The sequence below is a fragment of the Wolbachia endosymbiont of Rhagoletis indifferens genome, from assembly GCF_048537595.1.
GTDB lineage: Bacteria > Pseudomonadota > Alphaproteobacteria > Rickettsiales > Anaplasmataceae > Wolbachia.
Genome location: NZ_CP175923.1, coordinates 51,107 through 72,593, shown reverse-complemented (window position 1 = coordinate 72,593; position 21,487 = coordinate 51,107). Strand labels below are relative to the sequence as shown.

General features: G+C 33.8%; 19 protein-coding genes, 1 tRNA gene and 4 pseudogenes. 8 read left to right on the top strand and 16 right to left on the bottom strand.

Going from position 1 to position 21,487, the window contains the following annotated elements:
- Nucleotides 1-12: 12 nt before the first annotated feature.
- The 12 genes and pseudogenes from ACJZL1_RS00405 to tsaD form a co-directional block, all read right to left on the bottom strand.
- A complete protein-coding gene (locus tag ACJZL1_RS00405) occupies nucleotides 13-201 on the bottom strand; it encodes a hypothetical protein (RefSeq protein ID WP_419247535.1) in 189 nt (62 codons plus the stop codon).
- 212 nt (nucleotides 202-413) lie between these two features.
- Nucleotides 414-971, bottom strand: a complete 558-nt coding sequence (locus ACJZL1_RS00400) for a CvpA family protein (protein WP_265026362.1) — start codon at nucleotides 969-971, stop codon at nucleotides 414-416.
- Between the two features lie 57 nt (nucleotides 972-1,028).
- On the bottom strand, nucleotides 1,029-1,625 hold the full coding sequence (locus ACJZL1_RS00395) for a riboflavin synthase (protein WP_265026363.1): 597 nt from the start codon (nucleotides 1,623-1,625) through the stop codon (nucleotides 1,029-1,031).
- A 330-nt stretch (nucleotides 1,626-1,955) separates the two neighbouring features.
- Nucleotides 1,956-3,052 (bottom strand): annotated as a pseudogene (locus tag ACJZL1_RS00390) (IS3 family transposase).
- Nucleotides 3,053-3,109: 57 nt separating this feature from the next.
- Nucleotides 3,110-4,054, bottom strand: coding sequence for a 4-hydroxy-tetrahydrodipicolinate synthase (gene dapA, locus ACJZL1_RS00385; RefSeq protein WP_265026364.1), 945 nt, complete (start codon nucleotides 4,052-4,054; stop codon nucleotides 3,110-3,112).
- A gap of 9 nt (nucleotides 4,055-4,063) precedes the next feature.
- Nucleotides 4,064-4,537, bottom strand: a complete 474-nt coding sequence (ssb, locus tag ACJZL1_RS00380; RefSeq protein ID WP_265034432.1) for a single-stranded DNA-binding protein — start codon at nucleotides 4,535-4,537, stop codon at nucleotides 4,064-4,066.
- Nucleotides 4,538-4,604: 67 nt separating this feature from the next.
- Nucleotides 4,605-4,678: transfer RNA gene (locus tag ACJZL1_RS00375), tRNA-Arg, on the bottom strand.
- Nucleotides 4,679-4,774: 96 nt separating this feature from the next.
- Nucleotides 4,775-5,590: a hypothetical protein gene (locus ACJZL1_RS00370; protein ID WP_419247255.1), complete on the bottom strand. Its 816-nt coding sequence runs from the start codon at nucleotides 5,588-5,590 to the stop codon at nucleotides 4,775-4,777.
- Between the two features lie 4 nt (nucleotides 5,591-5,594).
- A complete protein-coding gene (locus tag ACJZL1_RS00365) occupies nucleotides 5,595-6,203 on the bottom strand; it encodes a hypothetical protein (protein ID WP_419247254.1) in 609 nt (202 codons plus the stop codon).
- Between the two features lie 4 nt (nucleotides 6,204-6,207).
- Entirely contained in the window at nucleotides 6,208-7,647 is a 1,440-nt protein-coding gene (locus tag ACJZL1_RS00360) for a hypothetical protein (RefSeq protein ID WP_265026368.1), read from the bottom strand.
- 671 nt (nucleotides 7,648-8,318) lie between these two features.
- On the bottom strand, nucleotides 8,319-10,064 hold the full coding sequence (locus tag ACJZL1_RS00355) for a type I secretion system permease/ATPase (protein ID WP_265034435.1): 1,746 nt from the start codon (nucleotides 10,062-10,064) through the stop codon (nucleotides 8,319-8,321).
- A gap of 174 nt (nucleotides 10,065-10,238) precedes the next feature.
- Nucleotides 10,239-11,246, bottom strand: coding sequence for a tRNA (adenosine(37)-N6)-threonylcarbamoyltransferase complex transferase subunit TsaD (gene tsaD / locus ACJZL1_RS00350; protein WP_265026370.1), 1,008 nt, complete (start codon nucleotides 11,244-11,246; stop codon nucleotides 10,239-10,241).
- Nucleotides 11,247-11,405: 159 nt separating this feature from the next.
- Here tsaD and ACJZL1_RS00345 point away from each other — a divergent pair.
- Nucleotides 11,406-12,497 (top strand): annotated as a pseudogene (locus ACJZL1_RS00345) (IS3 family transposase).
- A 94-nt stretch (nucleotides 12,498-12,591) separates the two neighbouring features.
- Here the strand turns inward: ACJZL1_RS00345 and ACJZL1_RS00340 are convergent.
- From ACJZL1_RS00340 to ACJZL1_RS00330, 3 genes and pseudogenes are all read right to left on the bottom strand, one after another.
- Complete coding sequence (locus ACJZL1_RS00340) at nucleotides 12,592-13,344, bottom strand: alpha/beta hydrolase (RefSeq protein WP_265026373.1); 753 nt, start codon at nucleotides 13,342-13,344, stop codon at nucleotides 12,592-12,594.
- A 1-nt stretch (nucleotide 13,345) separates the two neighbouring features.
- Nucleotides 13,346-13,864 carry a c-type cytochrome gene (locus ACJZL1_RS00335; RefSeq protein ID WP_419247253.1) on the bottom strand — a complete coding sequence of 173 codons (519 nt, stop codon included), beginning with the start codon at nucleotides 13,862-13,864 and terminating at the stop codon, nucleotides 13,346-13,348.
- Between the two features lie 664 nt (nucleotides 13,865-14,528).
- Nucleotides 14,529-15,029, bottom strand: a pseudogene (locus ACJZL1_RS00330) (Smr/MutS family protein).
- Nucleotides 15,030-15,121: 92 nt separating this feature from the next.
- Here ACJZL1_RS00330 and rlmB point away from each other — a divergent pair.
- From rlmB to ACJZL1_RS00315, 3 genes are all read left to right on the top strand, one after another.
- Nucleotides 15,122-15,886: a 23S rRNA (guanosine(2251)-2'-O)-methyltransferase RlmB gene (gene rlmB / locus ACJZL1_RS00325; RefSeq protein WP_265034442.1), complete on the top strand. Its 765-nt coding sequence runs from the start codon at nucleotides 15,122-15,124 to the stop codon at nucleotides 15,884-15,886.
- Between the two features lie 80 nt (nucleotides 15,887-15,966).
- The gene (locus tag ACJZL1_RS00320; RefSeq protein ID WP_419247252.1) at nucleotides 15,967-16,689 is read left to right on the top strand and encodes a Bax inhibitor-1/YccA family protein; all 723 of its coding nucleotides are present in this window, start codon (nucleotides 15,967-15,969) and stop codon (nucleotides 16,687-16,689) included.
- Nucleotides 16,690-17,226, top strand: coding sequence for a cytochrome c oxidase assembly protein (locus ACJZL1_RS00315; RefSeq protein ID WP_419247251.1), 537 nt, complete (start codon nucleotides 16,690-16,692; stop codon nucleotides 17,224-17,226). It abuts the gene before it with no gap.
- A gap of 174 nt (nucleotides 17,227-17,400) precedes the next feature.
- Here the strand turns inward: ACJZL1_RS00315 and ACJZL1_RS00310 are convergent, their stop codons facing one another.
- The gene (locus ACJZL1_RS00310; RefSeq protein WP_264735368.1) at nucleotides 17,401-18,357 is read right to left on the bottom strand and encodes an IS5 family transposase; all 957 of its coding nucleotides are present in this window, start codon (nucleotides 18,355-18,357) and stop codon (nucleotides 17,401-17,403) included.
- Nucleotides 18,358-18,465: 108 nt separating this feature from the next.
- Here ACJZL1_RS00310 and ACJZL1_RS00305 point away from each other — a divergent pair, with 108 nt between their 5' ends.
- The 4 genes and pseudogenes from ACJZL1_RS00305 to ACJZL1_RS00290 all read left to right on the top strand — a co-directional run bounded on the left by ACJZL1_RS00305 (nucleotide 18,466) and on the right by ACJZL1_RS00290 (nucleotide 21,329).
- The gene (locus ACJZL1_RS00305; RefSeq protein ID WP_253307275.1) at nucleotides 18,466-18,780 is read left to right on the top strand and encodes a GIY-YIG nuclease family protein; all 315 of its coding nucleotides are present in this window, start codon (nucleotides 18,466-18,468) and stop codon (nucleotides 18,778-18,780) included.
- A 99-nt stretch (nucleotides 18,781-18,879) separates the two neighbouring features.
- Complete coding sequence (locus tag ACJZL1_RS00300) at nucleotides 18,880-19,857, top strand: quinone oxidoreductase family protein (protein WP_265026380.1); 978 nt, start codon at nucleotides 18,880-18,882, stop codon at nucleotides 19,855-19,857.
- 367 nt (nucleotides 19,858-20,224) lie between these two features.
- The gene (locus tag ACJZL1_RS00295; RefSeq protein ID WP_265026383.1) at nucleotides 20,225-20,389 is read left to right on the top strand and encodes a hypothetical protein; all 165 of its coding nucleotides are present in this window, start codon (nucleotides 20,225-20,227) and stop codon (nucleotides 20,387-20,389) included.
- Nucleotides 20,374-21,329, top strand: a pseudogene (locus ACJZL1_RS00290) (IS5 family transposase). Before ACJZL1_RS00295 ends, ACJZL1_RS00290 begins: the two are co-directional and overlap by 16 nt.
- The last annotated feature ends 158 nt before the right edge of the window (nucleotides 21,330-21,487 follow it).

Genomic DNA, 21,487 nt, shown 5'->3' with positions numbered 1-21,487 from the left:
TTCATCAGTGGTTCACTCACGTTCGTCTTTCTGATCCACACCTTCCAGCTTATATGCTGATTTTTCCTTAACGCTTATGACCCTATCTCTTGAATAGAGCCACTTAAGGTGGTTTGAAACCTGCTCCTGAAAACCGATTTCGAAGGACCTTCCTTCATCTTCAATAAAACAAACATTACTTTGTTTGTTACTGCAGCACACCATCATTCTTAGGGTCGAGAAATTTAGAAAGAGCCATTGCTAAAATGCTTAGAAAAGATTAATAATTATACACACAGTTATTCAACCATATTTTTGACTTACAATTTTGAATATTTGCTCTTAACCTGACACATATGGCTTTTTGAATACTCCCAATGAACATATTTATAAATAAATATTTACTCTTCTTTTTTATTGTTTTTAGGTTTTTCTTAATCAACCATTTCTCCACCGATCTCTTTTATTTTTAGTATCAACGACTCTGGTACATACATGTCAATTACTTCTTCTGCTGTCACAAATAAAGTCTGATAAGAGTGTGAATTTATTATCCAATTAGGCAATATGTCTTCTGCTTTTATTTCAGAATGTTCCTCTTTTTTGTCATATACTGTGTAGCAATATAAGTGCACAGCAAAAAATAATATATAAGAGAGCAATATTCCTTTAAGCACTCCGAGAAAGATTCCAGTAACTCTATCGATAAACCCCAACCTTATGGGCGATAATATGTACATTAGCCAGTTATTTATTATCATCAATATAAGATTAAGTATAATAAATACAGAAATTGTAGAGAGTATGTTTAACGTAACTTTAGAATCAAAATATTTACTATAATTTAGAGTGAAAAAATCATAGTGATTAGCTGTCAGAAAAACTGATAAAAATAGAAACATTAGTGCGCATAGCTCTTTTATAAAGCCTCTAGTTATCGAGATTATTACACATAGAACAACAATGAAGATAATTAGACTATCGAAAAGCATATTTTATATCTATATGGTTTTCAAGATATAATAGTTATAAATAACGAGGTTGTAAAATTAATTGTATTTATGCTGCATCAGTTGATCTAAATACCTAGCGATCATGTCAATTTCTAAATTCAGATAATCATTTACTTTGTTGTACTGAAAAGTTGTATTTTCCCATGTATAGGGAGTGATATTTACTGTAAATTCCTGATTAATAACTGAGTTCACTGTGAGAGAAACCCCATCTAGTGTAACAGAGCCTTTTTTTGCAACAAATTTAATTAATTCTTGTGGGCATGATAGCTTGATTTCATGAGAATCTAAATTTCGCTCAATTGTTAAAATTTTTACTATCCCGTCAACATGACCCTGAACTAGGTGGCCATCGATCTTATCACTTAATCTCATTGCTTGTTCGAGATTTATTTTTTTGCCTATCTTCCACGTATTTAAGTTAGAAACCTTCATAGTTTCTTGAGACGTTTGGACTGTAAATGTATCGCTCATTATATCAACAACAGTTAAACACACACCAGAGCAAGCTATTGAGTCTCCTTTATTTATAGAGGGTAAGTTTTGTGTTTTGATATGGAAAATTTGATCAGAGTTGGAGTGAGTGGTAGTATCAGTTATAGTCCCGATATCCGTGATAATTCCTTTAAACATGTGGTGAAAATAAATAATTTTACCATGAAAAATTTTTTACAACAACTTATTTCTATTTTGTTATAGCTAAAGTAATTCTGGTTTACCGACGATTTAAAAAACGACAAATTCGTCATTCCGCTACTTGTTAGCGGCTAAGAGATACCGCGGCGGTTGTAAGTTAAAAATATGTTATAAAAGAAACACCTTGGTTACACTTTGTCAACGTCGTTACGCAAATGAGAGCTCAAGAAAAATGCAGACTAGAAGCACCGGCATGTAAAGGAAAGTTGTCAAAAAACTGGCCTGACCTTACCCAGAAAAAGTAGAGAGAAAGTTAAGACGATTTTGTCATGAGAATGATGCATCAAATTGTGCAGGAATGCAATAGTTAATAGTAGAATGTCTACGTTGTTTGTTATAAAAGATTTCTATGTATTCAAATATGGCAGTTCTAGTTTGTTGAGCAGAATGTTGAGAAGTATCAATAAGCAGCTCCCTTTTGAGTGAACTGAAGAAGCTTTCTGCAACAGAATTATCGTAACAACAGCCCTTATGGCTCATGCTGGAAATGATGTTTTTTGTATTCAATAGAAATTGGTAATTTTGAGAGGTATACTGTGACCCTTGATCGCTATGTAACAGTAGATTTTCAGGGGGTTTGCGTTTGTTAACAGCCATAAGCAAAGAATCCACAATTAATTGTTTTGTCATTGTATGACTCATTAACTACCATGCGTGAGAATTATTGCTGCCAACAACCTTCCTTGGTTTTTATATAAGTAATCCCATACTTTATTTGGTTGCTCAGTGATAAAATTTTGATCTAATATATTAGGAGCAATAACCATATTATTTGGTTGTTTTTTAGTTTTAAATCTTCGTCTAAGTTTGGCTATAATGTCATTTTCCTGCATAACATTTTGCACTGTTTTGATGTTATAATTTTTGCCTAAAGCTTTTATGGATTTTAGGGGCTCCATATCTGCATTTAGATGCTTTTTTTGAATCTCTGCTAGAAGTCCTTCCCTTGCTAATTCTTTATTGCTTTTTTCTTTAGCAATCCATTTATAATAACCACCAGCACAAAACCCTGCATAGTTCCTGTATTTTATAGCAATTTCTATGCTCTTTTATAAAAGAATATTTTACTCTTTTTCTTTGGCAAAATATCCCAGGGCTTTTTTTAAAATGTCTCTTTCTCTTCTTACTCTTGCTAACTCTTTTTTTAGATCAAATCTTTCTTTGTCATAAGGAGCTAGTTTTCCTTTGCCTGGAAATGCGTATGCTCCAGACATTTTTCCATCATATTTTCTTACCCATTTACTTAACATACTGCCATCTATACCTAGATCTTTTGCTATTTTTGTACTTGTTTGACCTGTTTCTTTAACCAGCTTAACAGCTTCCAATTTAAATTCTGCTGTATATTCTCTTCTATTTGTCATATTACACCTCTTTGAAAAAACGTTTTATTTTACTCCAAAAACGTCTTAACTTTCTCTCTACTTTTTCTGGGTAAGGTCAGTCAGTTCTTTCCATCCAAGAATCATTTTATTGGCTTGCCTTAATATCTCAACAGAAGGCAAGTCTTCTGTGCTGAGTGGTAGGCGGACAGTTTGATGTTCTATAAGACCAATATCATGCAAAAGTGCTTTAGTGGGTATTGGGTTGCTGGCAATAAATAGAGCTTTGCAAGCTTGTTGCCAGATATCTGTTGAACTTTTTATGTCATTTCCTGTCATTTGAGGAGTTGTTTTTTTTCTAGTTACGTGCTGGAATGACAGTAGGCATTGCTTAACATATTCATGTGCTACATGTGGCCAAACATTGGAAGCAACGGAAACCAGACCAGCCGCACCATAAGCGGCCATATCGGATATCATATTATCATCTCCGCAAAAGACCTCAATATTTGGAGCAACTTTCTTATACTGAGCTAAAGTATCAACGGTGCCACTTGAATCTTTGATAGCCCAAAATTTTTCGTGGCTGGATAAGTTGCGTACAGTTTCAGCGTGAAGACTCACTCCTGCTCTCGATGGAATATTGTAAAACATAGCCGGCACATGTGCTTTCTCAAGCAGCTTTTCAAACCATAAAGTCTGCCCCATAATTCCGGGCTTTGCATAAATGGGAGTTGTCATTAGATAGCCGTGAATAGGCATACCCTTGCAAAAATCAAGCCATTCAAGAGTCTGATATAGATTCACTCCTGGTACACCAATTATAATTTTCGTATTTAATTTTAGCTTACATACAAATTCAACTAATGTATGCTTTTCAGAATCAGTGAGCGATAGGCTTTCACCGGTGCTACCCAGCAACACTACACCATTTTCAGCTTTAACTTGCATTGTCAGTAAACGCTGCAAACTGCTATAATCTATGCTATCCCCATTGCAATTAAATGGAGTAACACAAGCAGTCCATAAAAATGTAGATTTCAATTTAAATTGTTAAAATGGTATTTCATCGTCGATTAGTTCATCTTTTATATCGTTGTCAAAACTTTCGTGCTTATTTTTTTGTTCTGTTTCATTTTGCTTGTATTCACTCGGCTTGTAATCGGAATTTGGTCGCGAATCCAAGAGAGTAAGAGCACTATTAAAATTATATAGAACCACCTCTGTTGTGTATCTTTCACTACCGTTTTGGTCAGTCCATTTTCTAGTTCTCAAAGAACCTTCAACATAAACTTTACTGCCTTTACGTGCAAAATCTTTGACGACTTTTACTAATCCTTCACTAAAAATTACGATATTATGCCATTCTGTCTTTTCAGAGCGCATACCGGAAAGTTTGTCAGTCCAACTTTCGGATGTGGCTATTGAAAAACTTGCCATCTCTTTTCCATTTTGTGTAGTCCTAATTTCAGGATCTTTTCCTAAATTACCAACTAGTATGACTTTGTTTATGGTACCACCAGACATAATTATGCTCTAAATAAATCCCTTTATTATCTTATATGAAAGTACTATTGTCAAATTTAATTAAAAGTGCGCTTGGAGGGATTCGAACCCACGGCCTTTGCCTCCGGAGGGCAACGCTCTATCCAACTGAGCTACAAGCGCATGTATAGACCCGCGGTATCTCATCAGCTAACAAGCAGCGGGATGACGGTTCTTCAAATTGTCGGTAAACCTAAGTCACTTTGGCTATATACTAAATTATTTAATAGATAAGCTATCCAAGTCAAATTTTTGTTTTGGATAAAGCGTAAACATAATACTCTCATGTCCAAGATATACATTTTGAGAATCATTCGCATGCTTTTTTATTGCTTTTTGATCTACGGCCCATACAAAAGTCACACAATTTTCAGTGACTGAGTGCACTTTTAAATCCTTAGTATTTATAAACAGCTTTCCATTTACCCATATTTTCCATGTATCGGGAGAAAGATATAAAATTGAGTCTAAACTCACTACCTTACAGTTGAAATTATCTGATACCTCCTCTTTTGCAGCTCTTGAAGACCGTAAATTGAACTTTTCCATTTCATTGACCATTCTATTAACTGGCTCTTCATCAAAAAAAATGCTTTTTACGTTACTATATTGTGACAAAACGTCAAAGTCACTTTCCACTGCTTCTCTTATTATATCGTCCCGATCTGTATAGCTTAGTTTTTGATTGTTAATAAAGAAACACTCTTTTGCACGCAAATTTGCTATATCAATAAAATCATCGATTTCTTGATTGCCAACTTTAAGAACACTTTCAAAATATCTTTTTTCTATCATCATTCCATACTGAGAATGATGACAAACCATTTCATCATTACCTTGTTTTTCTATATATACGCATAAATTTCCACTATTTAATCCTAATATTTTATGCTCAATAAAATCTTCATTGCCAATATATTGTCGGCAAGAATACTCCTTACAAATTTCTATGCTTTCTATGATATCTTCACAACTGCAATATGCATTAACATTGGAAATGAGTAGCGTAAAAATAAAAAACAGCTTTATATTCATTATCTTATCTACTTAATATAGTATACCAATCAAAGACTATATTAGCTCTCACTATCTCTATCATATTACCATTCAAAATCTGATTCATAGTTGCAGCATCAATATTTCTCTGCTTGTTTAAAATAAGAGATTTGATCATAACATAACCAGGCAGATTTGGAATAGACTGTAGAAATAAAAAAATATGCTTATCGCTGATTGAGCTTAAATTTAGGGCCACTTCACTTTTTATTACTTTTGTGCGTTCACTTTTGTTGTGGAGCTCAACTTCTTCGGGTATAGAAATTGATATTTCAGGTTCTAATATATAGTACTTTTTATATAACTTGCTAAGCTCGAAATTTAAATTTGCAATGTATCTGCTACTGTGTAAATTTGAAGAAGAAATTTTTTTCCATAAATCTAGGTTTCTATTTAGAACAACTTCCTTTTTTTGAATTCCAGTAATCTGTAAATTAATAGAACGTATTTTATCAATCGCAATTTGGTTTTTATTATAAACCTTTTCGTTATAGATAACAACATATGTTAATAACCCTATTAATCCAACAGATAATAACAAATACGATATAAACTGAATTGTAGCTTTTCTTTTTAATTGAGAGATAGTCATTAATCTACATTGCCTCTCCTATTTCAACATCAATAGATAGATTTTGCCCTTTAGCAGCAGGTAAGTTAGAAATATTAATGTCATAGGTACGAAAATTATCGTTTAAATTTTTTCGTAGTTTCTCGTATTGATAGGAAATATTTTCACCGGATCGAAAATTAAACCTTAAAGTTGTAGTAATATAACTTTTTGCCTCATTATAATTCCATTCAAATGATCGAAGTTCTATACCTGGTACTTTTAACTTTTCTACATACTTAACTTGTGTAAGAGGAGAGTATTCTATTTTTGATAAAATATTATTGATATTAATAAAATCATAAATTTCATCTATTTTTTTTACATTATAGCTTTGGCTAAGTTTTGTTAATTGGTTATTTAAGGTGCTCTGCTTTGCGGATAAATTATCAGCGACATTGAAATTTGAATACAAATTTAGCAAACAAAGGATGTTAATTACAACTAAAACCAAAGCAAAGTATAGAAAAATTTGAGGAGAGTTTAAATAAAGGTAATTGAATAGATAAAATTCTTTAGTTTCCTTTGTATTAAAAATAGCTGTTGGCTTATTCTTAAAGCTATGAAACAAAATTATAGTATCGCAAAAGTTATCTTTTTCACTTATAGCTAGTTCTGCTCCTAATAGTTTGCCTAACTCATATGGAGTTAATATGTTCACACTGTTCTCTGAAAAATTTATGACTGATAAACTAGCTTTAATATCTTCTGACACTATGATGCAAAGGTCGATAGGGTTATTTTTTTCAAACCCAAACTTAGTTAAGGATCGAATAGTATCTTGCACTTCCTGATATATTCCACCAGCAATAATTCCTGGTAAATTATCATTAGTAAATGATGTTAAACGCGTAAATACCATTTTATTCTCTTTAAGAACCACTTGTCTATAGCCTCCCGTTTTAGTTGCAGCAACTATAATTTTCCAATTATTAGGATCTTTATGTAGAATCTTTTTTGTTATATTACTTATTTCTATAGGAAACATTAATATTCCCTTAAAGTTGGAGCCTATCTCAATAAACACATTCAACCAATATTCTACTAAATGCTTTGCTTTTGATGAAACAAGAAGATAGCACCAGTTTTGATTGAATTTGTTTGGCTTCTCAACCAAAAAAACTGAACTTATGTCATTATTACGAGAAAAATGCTCCATCTTTGTTTTTGCTGATAGATAGGCACTAATCTTGTTTGCCCTTGTAATAAACTGTAGCGAGTAATTTTGATCTGCATGATTAAGCACCAGGTATAAAGGTGCTTTTTTGTCTGATGAAAGACATGAAATTAAATCGGAAACTGCTTTATCGTTTTTGCCCTTAACAAAATACCTTTTATTTAAAGTATTATTTTTAAAATATAGTAACATTATGCCTTCTTCTCCAATAGAAAGCATAAACTTACTTTTGGATTTTGAACTAAACATATTAACAAAGCATATACTTATCTAGAATTAAAAAGGCAATTTATTGAAATTCATTAAACGTTAGAGGGAAATATTGTTATAAATTTTCGCAGCAACATTATTTATATTATAATTTTTTTATAAAACCACTACTAATATTAAGTTATTTAAACAATAGATTAAGAAAGTTCATTAATTAGAAATATACACTATAGCTAACCCAAGAAAGGTTTCTCTACGTCATACCGCCGCGGCGCATAAGTGTTGAAAGTGCTATAAGTGGCATTATATAAGGTGGTTAACGGCATAAATTTCAATGGTAATAAAATAAATTAAAAAAGCGCCTTTTTGCCTGTGGTTAGAAGGTTTAAGCGAATTTTCGACGTGGTTTATCTGCTTTCCCAACAACGAAGGTTGATATCAAGAGGAGATTTACATACCATTAATCACCTTGTGTGATTGCACTTTCAACACTTATGCGCCGCGGCGCTAACGAGTAGCGGAATGACGAATTTGTTGTTTTTCAAATTGTAGGTAAACCTAAGCCACTTTAGCTATATCTGCCGATTAACTTTAATTAATAGGAGTTATTAATCTATTTACTATTCTTGTAATATTATTTCTAATGGTAAAGAAATATATATTTCTCTGGAACAGTTGTTATTTCAGATACAGAATTTAGTGTAAGTAAGCTAACCATTTGCTGAAGAGCGCTCATCTTCTGTGGTATTTGATGATGGAGCAACTAATTTGCTCAAAATCTCATCTTTTGGTCCCATAGCGTAAATGACACCATCTGACATGAGGATCACCTTATCAACTACGGACAATAACGGTAGCTTGTGAGTGATGATAACAGTAGTAGTATTTTGTTTTCTTGCAATGCCAATTGCATTAATTAAGCATGCCTCTCCATTGCTATCTAAGTTAGCGTTTGGTTCATCAAGTACTAAAAGTTTTGTGTGACCATAAAAAGCTCTGGCAAGTCCAAGAAGCTGTTTTTGGCCGCCAGAGAGCGTTACTCCTCCAGGACCTCCTATTGTTGTATCATATCCATTTGGTAAGCTTAGTATTAGTTCATGTATTCCTGCAATTTTTGCTGCTTTGATTATTTCTTCAGGATTTGGATCTGGCCTCATGCGAGCAATATTAGCTTTGACACTAGTGTTAAATAACTCAATATCCTGAGGTAAGTAGCCAACATAATTACCAAAATTTTCTCGATTCCAAGTATATACATCAGCGCCATCTAGTCTGACTACACCAGATATTGGCTTCCATACACCAACAGTTAATTTTGCGATAGTGGATTTACCAGAAGCACTTGCACCAATAACACCAACTACATCTCCAGGATCTATAATGAATGATATTCCTTTTACTGTCGGCTTATTGCTTCCATAAGGAGTAAAAAATACTCTATCAAATTCCAATTTTCCTTCAGGTTCTGGTAGAGCCATCGTTTGCTCTCTTTTTGGCGATGTTAATATAAGTCTTTGTAGCCTTCCATATGACATTCTAGCCTGATTTAAAAACTTCCAAGTATGAACCGCAGCGTCAAATGGTGCTAATACTCTACCCATTAAAATTGAAGCAGCGATGATGCTACCAGCAGTCTTATGAGCTGTGATTGCAAGTAATGCACCTGTTCCAATTACTGATATTTGCAGAGTTGAGCGCAAAAACTTAGTGATTCCAGTAATTACATTAGAGCGATTTTGTGCTTTAATTTGCATTGCTCGATTCTGATCATTTCGTTTACACCAATCAGAGACTATGAATTCTGACATGCCCATAGCTTCAACCACTTCTGCATTTCTTGTTGCAACATCTATAGCATTGATATTCCGTATAGTTTCTTCGTTGGTTTCTTGTAATATTCGTTTAGTGGCAAGTTCATTCCATATTGCCATAGAGACTAATATAATAATTCCAGTAATAGCTATAAACCCCGTGGAGGTATGTATCATGAAAATCACAACAAGGTAAATTAACGACCATGGAGTATCAAACAGTGAGAATATACCATTTCCTGTAATGAAATTTTTTATCACTCCGAGATCTCGTATTGCTTCACCACTTGAAGTTGAGCTCTGCACTGACGTTAGCCTGATTGACCTTACTATCAGATCTGGTGTTGCAGTTTTATCGATCCAATCACCTATTTTTGCCATGGCTAAATATCGACAAGTTTCAAGCATTGCAGAACATGCAAATGCAGATAAAGTGATAATTGTCAGCATAGTTAGTGTTGATACACTTTCGCTCGATATCACCCGATCAAGCACTTGAGAGGTATAAAGTGGTAGGAATAACATTAATAAATTGATTCCCGCACTAAACCAAAAGATAAACCAAAATGCACTTTTGCATTTTTCTAGGCAAACATATAGAGTACTTTGCTTCAATTCTTTTTTTATTGATGGCGTAATTTCCACAATCTTCCTCTTAATTTGATTACATGCACCATATACAATTTTTATTACAAAAATATTAATAACGGCAGTTAGCTTACTTTAAGTGAGTAAAATATTAATATATGTGAATAGGAAATATAAACAAAGAAGTATAGTTAATATTTCCTTCATTACCTAATTCAAAATTGAGAGTTTTTAATAACTCTCCAACTCCCACTTTGGCCTTGGTGCAAAATTGAGAGAATCGATATAGTTTTTCCTTAACATTTCAATTCCTGCCCATCCAACCATCACTGCATTATCTGTACATAGGTTATTAGGGGGAAAAAATATATTTAAGTTTGTGTGTTTTTTCAATTTTTCTCTCAAGAAATTATTTGCTGCAACTCCGCCGGTAATCACAAAGTCATTGATTTTGATATTTAAAGATTCGGCCATAATAATCGCATTACTAACCCTGTCCAGCAGTATGTCACTAATACACTCTTGAAATGAAGCACATACATCACACACATTTTGCTCGCTTATTTCGAGTTTCTGCACTAAGTTTTTTACTGCTGTCTTGATTCCAGAAAACGAAAAATTACATCCAGAACGTTTTATCATTGCCCTTGGCAGTTTAAATCTTGCACCATTGCCTTTTTTAGCTAACTTTTCAATTAATGGTCCTCCGGGATAGCTTAAACCCAGCATCTTAGCAACTTTATCAAATGCTTCTCCTAACGAGTCATCGAGTGTCTTCCCGAGTTTAATATATTTACCTACATCCTGTGCAATTAAAAATTGACAGTGACCACCTGATATTAGTAGGACTAAAAATGGAAATTTTACCTCATGCAGTAACCTAATAACCAATGCATGTGCTTCTAAGTGATTCACTGCAATGAACGGTTTTTGTGCTACATGCGCAATTGCTTTAGCCATCATTGTACCAACTATTAGTCCACCTATGAGTCCTGGTCCTGATGTTGCTGCAATCGCGTCCAAATCGCGAAAATTGAGGTTAGATTTTTCTACAGCGCTTTTTATTAGACCACTTAAATGCTCCATATGAGCACGTGACGCTATCTCAGGGATTACGCCACCGCGTTTTTTGTGTTCTGCTTGGGAGAGAATTTCGTGAGCAAGGACTTGCTTGTCACTATTTACAATCGCTACTGCAGTTTCGTCGCAGCTTGTTTCAACAGCTAAAATGGTTTTCATGTATATTCGAACACTTTATTATAAAAACTATACCTTGAAACGCTGTAAAAGTTAACTGCAAAGTTAACTGCTATAGCTAAAGTGACCTTACCCAGAAAAAGTGGAGAGAAAGTTGGTACGTTTTTATAATAAAAAAATGTTTTTATAGAGAGGTACAATATGTCAAATGGAAGAGAATATACAGCAGAGTTGAAAGAAGAAGCTGTAAAACTTTTTAAAGAAAGAGGAGAAACAATTTCGAAAGTAGCAAAAGATCTAGGTATAAGCTCTAACGTATTAGGTAAGTGGATAAAAAAATATAACGAAAAGAAGTCAGTAGCAAATGCTTTTCCAGGTAGGGGTAATGTAGCTCCTTACGACAAAGAAAGATTTGATTTAAAGAAAGAGTTAGCAAGAGTAACAAGAGAGAGAGACATTTAAAAAAAAGCCCTGGGCAGTCAAAAAGAGTAAAATATTTTTTTATAAAAGAACATAGCAGCTGCTATAAAGTACGGGAATTATGTAGGATTTTGAATGTATCTGCTAGTGGCTACTATAAGTGGGCTGCGAGGGAAATAAGCAATAGAGAATTAGCAAATAAAAGCAGATATTCAAAAAAAGCTTCTAAATGTAGATATGGAGCTCGTAAAATTCATGCTGAATTAAAGGCTTTGGGTAAAAGTTGCAACTTGAAAACAGTGCAAAGTATTATGCAGAAAAATGGTATTCAGGCTATATTGAGAAGAAAATTTAAAATTAAGAAACAACAAACGGACAGTAGAGTCGTAATATTAGACCAAAACTTTATTGTCGATCAACCAAATAAAGTATGGGATTACTTATATAAAAACCAAAGAAGGATGGCTATATTTGGCAGCAGTAATCGACCTATACTCACATATGGTGATTGGCTGGTCAATGAGTAGTTCAATGAATAAACAATTGGTCATGGACTCTGTATTAATGGCCGTTAATAAACGTAAACCTGCCAAAAACCTACTGTTACATAGTGATCAAGGTTCACAATATACTTCACAAGGTTATCAATATCTCTTAGCCATAAAGAATATAGATGAGCCATAAAGGTTGTTGTTACGACAATTCTGTTGTAGAAAAGTTCTCTAAAAAGGGAGTTACCAATAGACACTTCTAAGCACTCTAAACAGCATATTAAAACTGCTATATTTGAATATATAGAAATTTTTTATAACAAACAACGTTACTATTAACTATTGCATCCCTGAACATTTTGATTCATCATTCTTTTTATAAAAAAACATTCTCAACTTTCTCTCCACTTTTTCTGGGTAAGGTCAGTTTAGCTATAGGCAGCAATTTTCTGTATTTACTTTAAATTGAAGAAAGCTCAAATAAGTGAACGGTTACAAAATTCTCTAATGGTCTTAAATAAAACTTCCAGTGAATGATTGTCAGACATGTTATGCTCTGCTGATTTTATTAAGTGTACTTCAACATCAGTTGACTTGATTTTTTCAGCTAAATTCAATGAAGTTTGATAAGGAACATCTTTATCATTAATGCTATGCAATAAGCGCACAGGACAGTTTATATCTATTGTCTCTTTGTTTAAAAGAAGGTTCTTTCTGCCATCTTCGATCAAATTTTTAGTTATTTTGTATGTACAATGCTCTGAAGTAAAATCTATTACACCTTTAGAATCTAGTTCTTCTTTTTGCTTGCCTGACAATTGCTTGAATATCAAATCTTCAGTGAAATCGGGAGCAGACGATATGCCGATTAATGCTGCAATTTTTTCTGAAAATTGAAGGGCAGTGAGCAGCATCAGCCATCCTCCCATACTTGAACCTATAACTATTTGTTTACCACTAGTTAATTCACTTATCACTTTAGCACAATTTTTTTGCCAATCACTTATTGTATAATCGGCAAAATTACCACTTGAGTTACCGTGACCAAAGTAATCAAATAGCACAAGTGCTACGTCATTTTCTTGGCAAAATTTGTAAATAGCAGTTGCTTTAGTTCCATTCATATTTGATGCAAATCCACCGAAAAAAACTACAGAAGCTTTCTTTCCTTGTAGCTTTCGATATGCTATGTGACCATTATTTCCATCAAACAATTTACAATAATCCATACTACTTTGGCAAAGCAACCGGACTATCGCTCATCGAACGCAAATAGCTGACTAGATCTGCAATTTCTTGTGGATTGGAAATACCTGCAAATGCCATACGTGTACCTTTTATATAGGCTTTTGGGTTCTTTAAAAAGGCAAATAGCTCCTCATACCCCCATTTTCCACCTTTTTCAAGCACTGCTTTTGAGTAATTGAATGAGTTGCCAAGATGGGCCTTTTTGTTTCCAATTACGTTCCATAAATTTGGTCCTACTTTATTCATTCCACTTTTCTCAAAACTATGGCAAGCTATACATTTTTTCGCTGCTGATTTACCTTTCTCAAAGCTAGCATTCTGCATGAGCGCTCCAATATCAAGCGCCACTTGCTCAATTTTTTGCTGAGGCTCAGCAGCTACTATCGTTTGGTGTTCAATCTTATATTCCTCTGGACTATACAGCATATCAACTACGTTGCTGACTATCATAATGATTAGCCCAGAAAGTAAAATCGATGCTGCAATCTTATTAAGCTCCATAGTTAATTTTTATCAATTAATGTTGCTTAAATTATGCAAATATTTTCGCAAATAGCAACCAATTACCTTGAAGCTCGCTAAAGATGAGAGTCTCTAGCTACAAATATTAAGAAATTTACCAAACGAAAAAAAAGGCAAAAGAAACCCCGGCTAATATCTATTTAAAAACATTGGCGTTTTTTTATGTTTTAAACGTCTAATAACCGCGACTCAGCTGCTTTTTAATGCAACTAACCTTTAGTCATAAATGTTTAGGAAATTTACTAAGCAGAAAAAAAGGCAAAAGATATTCCGTGTTAGCTAGTTGTCACTCTCTAATCCTGCAAATTGGCGTTCTATACTGTCTTAAACGCTTTATAAGCGCGTTTCAGCTTATATAGCTAGAAATGTTGTGAAGACATAAGGTGCGCATAGTGCAAGAAATTAAAAATAAGACGCCAATTACGTAATACTGTTGTCGTTTAATCTGCACAGATTGAAGATAAATGAATACCTTCAGTACTATGATAGGGGGGCTGGCGGAGGGTGTCAAGCAAGTTTTTCGTTTCTATAGCTACTTGAATAACGGCTACAATGTTTGTACAATTGTGCGTCATGCGCTGCCGAACACTGATTTTTATATGGTTATACAAGAAAAATTAAGGCTTAAAAGGAATTTTAAGTATCAGGACTCAAGGTTTTTATTCCTTCTTAATAAAACATAAAAAGCTCCTTTACCACCATGTTTTTTCGTAGCTTGCTGGTAGTATAGAACCATATGCTGGATTTTAGTGTCATTTAACCATTTATTTTAGTTACTCTTTATAGTGTCTGTTTTATTTGTTGCACTGCCGTATCCCGTAATTACCAATAAACATCTATTTCCTGCTCGATAATTTTTGATAATAAAATCTATCAATTTACAGTAAGCATCCTCTATATTATAGCCATGCAAATCGAGCTTATCGCTTATAAAATATTTACCCCTATCAATCTTTGATTTTGTGTTGTAGTCAAGACAAAATGATGAATTACCATTATTGGTATTAAGAAAATTCCCTTGTAAGTCGGAGGTACCTTTATCAACCATAGACTTTATATTTACTTTATGATCAACTTTCAAAGTAACTTTTCTACATTCTATTGGCTTAACATTTTTTTGCCAATCCAACTTATCGTCCGACATAAACGCATTAATCGAATTGTATAATTTTACAACAATATCTAAACATAGTAAAATGTTGCTTATTCTATAAAAACCCGATTTTCAATAATACGATGAAATCGTCAAAAACTAATGAGAATTTTTGGCTGTATGGAAAGCATACCTGCATGTCAGCACTGAAGAATAAAAATAGGCGGTGTATAGAACTGTTAGCAACAGAAAATTTCTATAGAGAACACGAAAAAGAAATTAGGCAATGTGTAGACAGTAAGGGCATTAAAGTTCGATTAGTAGAAAACAAAATACTTAATGACGTTTTACCCAAAGGTGCTAACCATCAGGGAATTGCTTTAAATGTTGCCCCTATTCTTTATAACTTAAGCATTGAAGAAATAGCTGAAAGCTCGAACGATAGCTCTACCATAGTCATTTTAGATCAAGTCACTGACACGCACAATATTGGGTCGATTTTAAGAACTTCAGCTTGTTTTAATGTCAACGCATTGGTTTTACCACATAACCATTCACCGAGTGAAAATGCATCTATTGCAAAAGCAGCAAGTGGGGCATTAGATATTGTCCCGCTAATATACGTTACAAATATAGTAAAAACTATGCAGTATTTGAAAGAGGTCGGCTACTGGTGTTACGGGTTTGATTGCAATGCTAAAGAAAATATAGATGAAATAAAGAGCTTTGAGAAAAAAAGAGTAATTATTTTTGGTTCCGAAGAGAAAGGAATGCGGAGGTTAGTTAAAGAAAATTGTGATTATCTTTTAAAAATACCAATGTCAAACGTAATTGACAGCTTAAATGTTTCAAATGCAGCAGCAATAGGCCTATATTCTATTTATATTAAAACAAATGCCAGCGCATAGCTGTTTATAATAAAAATACTTGATAAAAATGTGGTTTTATATTATAATGTGTTAAATAATAGACAAAAGGAGTTATATTTATGTCTTACATGAGAAATGAACAGGATGTCCGCGCTCAAGGCGCTTATTATAGTGCTGGGCTTAGAAGTTACCTAACTAAAGTATATAACTACATGGCTTTAGCTTTAGGCGTTACAGGGCTTGTTGCGTTTCTAACGGTATTTTCTGGTCTTTTTCAGGTAATTCATTCTAATCCTGTTCTGTCGCTTGTGATAATATTCTCTCCAGCTGCATTGGTGATCTATATGCGGTATAGAATTCAACACCTAAGTGCTCAGTCTGCCGTTACTATATTTTTCTCGTTCTCAGTGTTAATGGGGCTTTCCTTATCTTATATTTTTATAGTTTATACTGCAGAAAATATAGCAAGAGCGTTTTTCATTACATCAATTATGTTTGGCTCTATGGCTTTATATGGTAATACCACAAAAAGAGATCTTACAAGTATGGGCTCTTTCTTGATTATGGGAGTCTTGGGGATAATTATAGCATCCGTAGTAAATTTATTCCTTGGAAGTAGTCCTCTCTACTTTGCAATATCGTTCATATCAGTAATAGTCTTTACCTTAATGACTGCGTATGATGCTCAAAGAATCAAGGACGTTTATTATAAATATAACGACGGATCAGAAGTCGCTACTACTAAATTGGCAATACTGGGTGCAACTGATCTTTATTTTAACTTTATTAACATATTTCTCAATCTACTCAGGTTACTTAACTTGTTCAATAATAGGGACTAGATGTTTTCCTTTTTAAGGAAAGGTAGTAAGAATTCTATAGTTTTCTTTTTAATATCTTTAGTCGTGTTGATGCTATGTCTTGCATATGCATCGGTGCCTCTATACAGCATTTTTTGCAAAGCTACTGGATATGGTGGCACAACAAGAAAAGTAACTAATGCAACAATAAGTGCAACTGACCAAAAAATCAGGGTTCACTTCAATGCTGATATAATGTCCGATCTACCTTGGGAATTTAAATCAGAAACTAACTACGTTGACGTAAACATAGGAGAACAAAGTTTAGCGTTTTATTACGCAAAAAATCTATCTGATCAGCCTTCATTTGGAATGGCGGTGTATAATGTTACGCCTTTTAAAGCAGGTAAGTATTTCAATAAAGTTGCATGCTTTTGTTTTGAAGAGCAAATGTTGCTGCCAAAACAAAAAGCTGCTATGCCCGTATCTTTCTATATAGATCCTGAGATAATGCTTGATAGTAATACAAAAGATTTGAGCGAAATAACACTATCATACACGTTTTTTAAGCTTAAGTAACAAACTTTTTCCTATTGTCATCCAAAGCTGAAAGAAGGTATCCGTTCAGGATAGCGGCAAGGTAGTATAACCATAGAGTAAAAGTGAGTTTACAACAAATGGTGTCATCCCAGTGCTTGACACTGGGATGGCTTTGTTGCATAGCACCTTAAGCAGTGATGGTTTACGACAAATTTATGTAATGATTTCAAATTTAGCCATACCAATATCAGTGAATTTGTTGAGCAAATAGCACTTAATTAGTAATTCTTTTTCACGATTTACTTCAGATTTATTCCTAAAGCTAAATCCAAATACTTGCTTCAACCTTGAGAAAAATCCTTCTATGTAAGATCTCTTTCCATAAATTGCTTCCTTTTTCCACTCTTTTACACCATCTTGTCCATATAATTTTATTAACCTAATAGCAGCATTTCTGTCAGACATATAATCTATTTTTGAATGTTCTGCTGCATCCTTTTTTGGTAGAACTTTTGTCTTTATATCGTATTTCTTACACAATTTATAAAGTTTGTGCCTATCGTATGCCCTATCTGCATATAATGCTTTTATTTTGTGCTGAAAATTAACTTCTTCAAGCAAATCGCAAGCTCCATAGTGGTCAGAGTAGACGCCATTACTGTATCTTGCAGCTATAGCTTTTTTACTATTCACACTTAACATAACATGTAACTTTCTTACTTGCTCGTAGCTTCGGTACTTTCTATCTGCACTGTTTTCCTTACTGTGGCCAGGAGTGTTACTGTAAATGCTGATACTTGTGCTATCTATGATAATTTCAATATTTTCCATGTTGCTTTTATCAACCCTGCAATCATTTATCTTAATATTAAGTTTTTTAAACCTTCTTGATGCTTGTGAATAGCTGATAACTGCCAAATTTTTTCCTATTTGTTGCAGATATCCTTTTATAAACCCCACCGTTTGTCTTAAACCAATTCTAAAAAGATTGACAATTATATGCACCAAAATTACGACTTTATCACTGTAAATATAGTTGCCGCCCTGCATTTTTGGACTATTTTCATACCAATTTTCGATAGCTTCATCGATGTAACGAAAAATATTTCCCCTTTTTTCAAGGAATTTGTTATATTCGTTTTGGTTACTGACTTTCATTTTCTGTGGCATATTTTTTCTTCAACAGTTAAATGGTTATTTATAATGAATTTTGTCAGTAGCCACCAGATTTTTTCGGTTGCTATGCAACAAAGCCCACTGGGATCCAGGTTACTATATATGAAAAGTTATTATGTTTATATACTTGCAAGTGAACGAAATGGAACCCTGTATATAGGTATAACATCAAATTTAATTAAACGAATTTGGGAGCATAAAAGCAAAGCCATTTCCGGTTTCACGTCAAAGTACAATGTTAGTAAATTAGTCTACTTTGAGGAGTTTCAAGACATAAATTTAGCAATTAGTAAAGAAAAGCTTCTAAAAAGCTGGCAGAGAAAATGGAAAATAAACTTAATTGAAAAAACAAATCAAGAATGGAAAGATTTATATGATGAAATCGTATCTGGATTCCAGCGTCACGCGCTGGAATGACAGGAGGTAACGCAAGAAGTCTATTGATTGTGGAAACAATAACTTTGCAAAATATTAATTGTTAGATAACATAATGAAAGTTTTTATCTTACATTCATCATGGTTAGAGCTATACAAATTAAAAAAACTGGGGGACCAGAAGTATTAGAATTTGTAGATAAGAATATAGGTGAGCCAAAAGGCGAGGAAGTTTTAGTACGTCACACAACTATTGGCTTAAATCGTTATGATTTAGAGCACAGAAAAGGTACGCGCAAAATTAAAAATTTACCATCAGTGCTTGGGGTAGAAGCAGTGGGAGTTATTGAAAAGCTTGGTAAAAAAATCAGTGATGGATTGAAGGTTGGAGATAGAGTTGGATATTGCACAGCTCCTCCAGGGGCATATTGTGAAAAGCGCGTTATACACCAGAAATATCTGATAAAAATTCCAGATGACATATCTGATGAAGTTGCTGCTGCAGTGCTGTTTAAAGGTATGACAGCTCACTATTTAGTTAATCAATCTTATAAAATTAGGCCTGGTGCTTTCGTGCTAGTTCATGGGGCTAATGGTGGTTTAGGACAAATAATATGCCAATGGGCAAAGGATAAAAAAGGTGTAGTGATAGGCTCTGTAAGCTCTGATGAAAAAATGAAGACAGCTTTACAAAGTGGCTGCACATACGCAATAAACTACAATGATAAAGACTTCGTTTCTAAAATTATGGAGATTACGCAAAACAGAGGAGTAGGTGCAGTGTATGACCCCATAGGTTACGCTACAAGCAAGCTCTCTTTTGAATCTTTAGGCAGGTTCGGCATATACGTTTCCTATGGGCAGATATCAGGTAACGCTCCTATTAGTTTTTCTTTACTTAGTTCACGTTCGTTATTTGCAACTGGAACCTCAATATACCATTATAAGCATGATAGATTCACATTAGTGCTTACCACAATGGAAATCTTCGAGATGATAAGAAAAAAACTTTTAACTGTACGGATCAATAAAAAATATAAATTTGATGAAATAATTCAAGCCCATCGCGATATGGAAAATAGAAAAGCGAGTGGATTAAATATTATCAAAATTTCTTAAGTAATTAGTAATTTAAACTAACCATTCATTAAATTATATCAACTAGAATCTCATATATTTAATTCTCCTTTTGGGGGAATTAAAAGCATATAGCTAAACTGACTTAGGCTTACCGACAACCGTCATCCCGCTACGTGTTAGCGGAATCTATGCTGAGATACCGCGAATAGACTTCTTGCATAACCCAAATTAAGTAGAAAAAGGTATCATCCGAGTAGCTGACACTGGTTCCTTTATGACGGCAGTAGCCCCTTCTCCTGTCATCCCAGTGCCCTCTTCTTGTCATCCCAGTGCCCAGACACTGGGATCCAGTTTCACCTTATGATGGTGTCATGAAAGTAGCTGACACTGGTTTCCATCCAAGACGGTGTCATTCCAGTCTGGAATCCAGAAAAAAGAATGGTGTCATCCCAGTGCCCAGACACTGGGATGGCTTTGTTGCATAGCAACCGAAAAAATCTGGTGGCTACTGACAAAATTCATTATAAATAACCATTTAACTGTTGAAGAAAAAATATGCCACAGAAAATGAAAGTCAGTAACCAAAACGAATATAACAAATTCCTTGAAAAAAGGGGAAATATTTTTCGTTACATCGATGAAGCTATCGAAAATTGGTATGAAATTGGGCCAAAATGCAGGGTGGCAACAATATTTACAGTGATAAAGTCGTAATTTTGGTGCATATAATTGTCAATCTTTTTAGAATTGGTTTAAGACAAACGGTGGGGTTTATAAAAGGATATCTGCAACAAATAGGAAAAAATTTGGCAGTTATCAGCTATTCACAAGCATCAAGAAGGTTTAAAAAACTTAATATTAAGATAAATGATTGCAGGGTTGATAAAAGCAACATGGAAAATATTGAAATTATCATAGATAGCACAAGTATCAGCATTTACAGTAACACTCCTGGCCACAGTAAGGAAAACAGTGCAGATAGAAAGTACCGAAGCTACGAGCAAGTAAGAAAGTTACATGTTATGTTAAGTGTGAATAGTAAAAAAGCTATAGCTGCAAGATACAGTAATGGCGTCTACTCTGACCACTATGGAGCTTGCGATTTGCTTGAAGAAGTTAATTTTCAGCACAAAATAAAAGCATTATATGCAGATAGGGTATACGATAGGCACAAACTTTATAAATTGTGTAAGAAATACGATATAAAGACAAAAGTTCTACCAAAAAAGGATGCAGCAGAACATTCAAAAATAGATTATATGTCTGACAGAAATGCTGCTATTAGGTTAATAAAATTATATGGACAAGATGGTGTAAAAGAGTGGAAAAAGGAAGCAATTTATGGAAAGAGATCTTACATAGAAGGATTTTTCTCAAGGTTGAAGCAAGTATTTGGATTTAGCTTTAGGAATAAATCTGAAGTAAATCGTGAAAAAGAATTACTAATTAAGTGCTATTTGCTCAACAAATTCACTGATATTGGTATGGCTAAATTTGAAATCATTACATAAATTTGTCGTAAACCATCACTGCTTAAGGTGCTATGCAACAAAGCCCACTGGGATCCAGGAATTTTATTAAGTTGGTAAGCATAAAAATAGATGTTTTACGTTAAAATACAACGTTTTCGATGAGATTATATGGAAAACTGGATCCCAGTGGGCTTTGT